The following is a 3,704-nucleotide window of genomic DNA, read 5'->3' on the forward strand; positions in this document are numbered from 1 at the left end:
CGCGGCTTCATCGGGGTCAACGGTTGCAGCCTGACCGTCGCCGATGTCGACGACAATGTGGTCACCATCAACCTGATCCCGGAAACCCTGCGCCAGACCACGTTCGCCAGCTACAAGGCCGGCGAGCTGCTGAATATCGAGGTCGATCACCAGACCATGGTGCTGGTCGACGTGGTGGAACGCACCATCAAGGGCACCTTGGCCCGCGAAAAACTCCAGCCCTGAGTCCCCACGGGCCATGCCCCGCGCACTTGCACGCGGGGCTGCATGCCGCGCTGATCAGTCGATGCGCGGGTGCTGCTGCACCAGCAGCTTGCGCTTGGCCTCCAGCTCGGCAATCTGCTCGTCGATGTCTTCGATCTTCTGCTCGATGTTGTCGTGGTGCTCCTGCAGCAGCTCGCGCGCTTCCTCGATGTCCGATGCCGCCGGCGCCGCGCCGCGCAGCGGCTTGTTGGCGGTTTCCTTCATGGTCAGGCCGGTGACCAGGCCAATCACGGCGATCACCATCAGGTAGTACGCCGGCATGTACAGGTCGCCGCTGCTCTCCACCAGCCAGGCCGCCAGGGTCGGGGTAAGGCCGGCGATCAGTACCGAAATGTTGAAGGCGCTGGCCAGGGCGCTGTAGCGGATGTGCGTAGGGAACATCGCCGGCAAGGTCGACGCCATCACGCCAATGAAGAAGTTCAGCAGCACCGCGATGATCAGCAAGCCCGAGAAGATCAGTCCAAGCGCGCCGCTGTTGATCAGCATGAAGGCCGGAATGGCCAAAGCAAACAGCCCCACGCTGCCCACCACGATGAACGGGCGACGGCCAAACTTGTCGCTCATCAGTCCGATGATGGGCTGTACGAACAGCATGCCGACCATGATCGCGATGATGATCAGTACGCCATGGTCTTCGCTGTAATGCAGGTTGTGCGACAGGTAGCTGGGCATGTAGGTGAGCAGCATGTAGTAGGTGACGTTGGTGGCGATCACCACGCCGATGCAGGTCACCAGGCTGCGCCAGTGCTGGGTGGCCACCTCCTTGAACGATACCTTGGGGCCTGAAGCCAGGCCTTCGCGGTCGCCTTGCTCGAGTTTTTCCACGTGCTGCTGGAACGCTGGCGTTTCTTCCAGCGCATGGCGCAGGTAGAGGCCGATCAGGCCCAGCGGCAAGGCCAGGAAGAACGGCAGGCGCCAGCCCCATTCAAGGAACTTTTCTTCGCCAAGGATGGTGGAGATCATCACGACTACCCCGGCGCCCAGCACAAAGCCGGCGATCGAGCCGAAGTCCAGCCAACTGCCGAGAAACCCGCGCTTGCGGTCCGGGGCGTACTCGGCGACGAAGATCGACGCGCCGGTGTACTCGCCCCCCACTGAAAAGCCCTGGGCCATCTTGGCCAGCAGCAGCAGGATCGGCGCCCAGATGCCAATGCTGGCGTAAGACGGTATCAGGCCGATCGCGAACGTGCTGAGCGACATGATGACGATGGTGGCAGCGAGGATTTTCTGCCGCCCGAAGCGGTCACCCAAGGCGCCGAAGAACAGCCCGCCCAGCGGCCGGATCAGGAACGGCACCGAGAACGTGGCCAGCGCCGCGATCATTTGCACGCTGGGGTCGGCGTTGGGGAAGAACACCTTGCCCAACGCATAGGCGACGAAGCCGTAGACGCCGAAGTCGAACCACTCCATCGCATTGCCCAGTGCAGCTGCGGTGATCGCCTTACGCATCTTGGCGTCGTCGACGATGGTGATGTCCTTCAGCCTGATTGGCTGGACGCTTTTCTTGCGAGATTTCATGCCTGTATCCCTGTCGATGAATGCTCTATGGGATCAGATACAACGGGACACTAAATAATTCAGCGCTTACTGATTTTTTGTGCGGGGACCTGGCGGCACATCGACACCGCCATAAAAAAAGCCGCTGCAATTGCAGCGGCCTTTGTATTGCCGGTGTCCTGGCTTCAGATGCCTTCGCGGGCCAGGTCCATGGCGAAGTAGGTCAGGATCAGGTCGGCACCGGCACGCTTGATCGCACCAATGCTTTCCCGCACCACCCGGCCTTCATCGATGGCGCCGGCCAGGCCGCCGAACTTGATCATCGCGTACTCGCCACTGACCTGGTAAGCCGCCAGCGGCAGGCGCGAAGCGGCGCGGATGTCGGCGATCACGTCCAGATAGGCACCGGCCGGCTTGACCATCAGCACGTCCGCCCCTTCCTGCTCGTCGAGCAGCGATTCACGCACCGCTTCGCGGCGGTTCATCGGGTTCATCTGGTAGCTCTTGCGGTCGCCCTTCAGCGCGGTGCCACCTGCTTCACGGAACGGGCCATACAGCGAGGAGGCAAACTTGGTGGAGTACGCCATGATCGCCGTGTCGTGGAAGCCTGCGCCGTCCAGCGCGCTGCGGATAGCCTGCACCTGCCCGTCCATCGCGGCCGAGGGGGCGATGAAGTCGGCACCGGCCGCAGCGGCGATGACCGCCTGCTTGCCCAGGTTGGCCAAGGTGGCGTCGTTGTCCACACCGTGCTCGTGCAGCACGCCGCAGTGGCCGTGGCTGGTGTATTCGCAGAAGCAGGTGTCGGACATCACCAGCATTTCCGGCACGGTGTCCTTGATGGTGCGCGCCATGCGCGCCACCAGGCCGTTTTCGTTCCAGGTGTCGCTGCCAGTGGCGTCCAGGTTGTGCGACACGCCAAAGGTCATCACCGACTTGATGCCGGCACGGGCGTAGCGCTCGATTTCCTGGGCCAGCAGTTTTTCCGGGATACGGTTGACCCCCGGCATGCTGGTGATCGGCACGAAGTCATCGATGCCTTCTTCGACGAAGATCGGCAGGATCAGGTCTTCAAGGCGAAACTCGGTTTCCTGGAAGATCGTGCGCAGGGACTCGTTCTGGCGAAGGCGGCGCGGACGAACGGACGGGAATTGGTTGGACATGACAGCTCCAGGGAATTTGAACGGCGTATACCTTATGCCTGTCTTGAGCCCGTGAAAAGGCTAAATGACGAGATATTGTCTTGCGTCAAAAGCATGAGTGTCGTGGGTGGGTGATTGCCTGCGATGGCCTCTTCGCGGGTAAACCCGCTCCCACAGGTGCTGCACATGTCTCGAGGGGATGTGCAGTCCCTGTGGGAGCGGGTTTACCCGCGAAGAGGCCAGCCCAGGTGACACATCACTGCAACCAGGGCGGCGTCGGCTCTTCTGCCTTGGCCGGCCCATGCTCGGCTTCGGCCCGCGCCGCACGGCGGCGGGCGTCATCCAGCCGGGCCGCGTCGATCTCGCGCATGACCCCGTCCACGTCGGCATCATGCTCATCGTCTGCAAACTCGCCTGTCAGCAGGCTGTCCGGCAGCAGCTTGCCGGCCTCGAACAGCGCCCACATTTCCTGCGCATAGCGGGTGGTTTTCAATTCCGGGGCAAAGCGCCCGAAATAGTGGGCCATATTGTCCACATCGCGCTGCAGCATGCTGAAGGCATGGTTGTTGGCCGCTGCATCCACCGCCTGCGGCAGGTCGATGATCACCGGCCCGTCGGGGCCCAGCAACACGTTGAACTCGGACAGGTCGCCATGCACCAGCCCGGCGCACAGCATCAGCACGATCTGGCGAATGACGAAAGCATGGAACTCACGCGCCTCTTCGGCCTCCAGGTGCACATCGTTCAGGCGTGGGGCCGCATCGCCATCGGCATCGGTTACCAGCTCCATCAACAACACGCCGT

General features: G+C 62.5%; 3 protein-coding genes and 1 pseudogene. 1 reads left to right on the forward strand and 3 read right to left on the reverse strand.

Annotated elements, in window-relative coordinates:
* A pseudogene (locus tag HP546_RS27565) lies at positions 1-225 on the forward strand (riboflavin synthase); the annotation flags it as partial.
* A 54-nt stretch (positions 226-279) separates the two neighbouring features.
* Here HP546_RS27565 and proP read toward each other — a convergent pair.
* From proP to HP546_RS27580, 3 genes are all read right to left on the reverse strand, one after another.
* Positions 280-1,782, reverse strand: coding sequence for a glycine betaine/L-proline transporter ProP (gene proP / locus HP546_RS27570; RefSeq protein ID WP_172232188.1), 1,503 nt, complete (start codon positions 1,780-1,782; stop codon positions 280-282).
* Positions 1,783-1,946: 164 nt separating this feature from the next.
* Complete coding sequence (hemB, locus tag HP546_RS27575; RefSeq protein ID WP_172232191.1) at positions 1,947-2,921, reverse strand: porphobilinogen synthase; 975 nt, start codon at positions 2,919-2,921, stop codon at positions 1,947-1,949.
* A gap of 235 nt (positions 2,922-3,156) precedes the next feature.
* A partial coding sequence (locus HP546_RS27580; protein WP_306125828.1) for an RIO1 family regulatory kinase/ATPase occupies positions 3,157-3,704 on the reverse strand: 548 nt, incomplete at its 5' end.

The sequence above is a fragment of the Pseudomonas sp. CM25 genome (genome assembly GCF_013179705.1).
Lineage (GTDB): Bacteria > Pseudomonadota > Gammaproteobacteria > Pseudomonadales > Pseudomonadaceae > Aquipseudomonas.

Excerpts from the sequence above, each read along its gene's own strand:
- proP (WP_172232188.1), bottom strand. The coding sequence starts at position 1,782 with ATGAAATCTCGCAAGAAAAGCGTCCAGCCAATCAGGCTGAAGGACATC.
- hemB (WP_172232191.1), bottom strand. The coding sequence starts at position 2,921 with ATGTCCAACCAATTCCCGTCCGTTCGTCCGCGCCGCCTTCGCCAGAAC.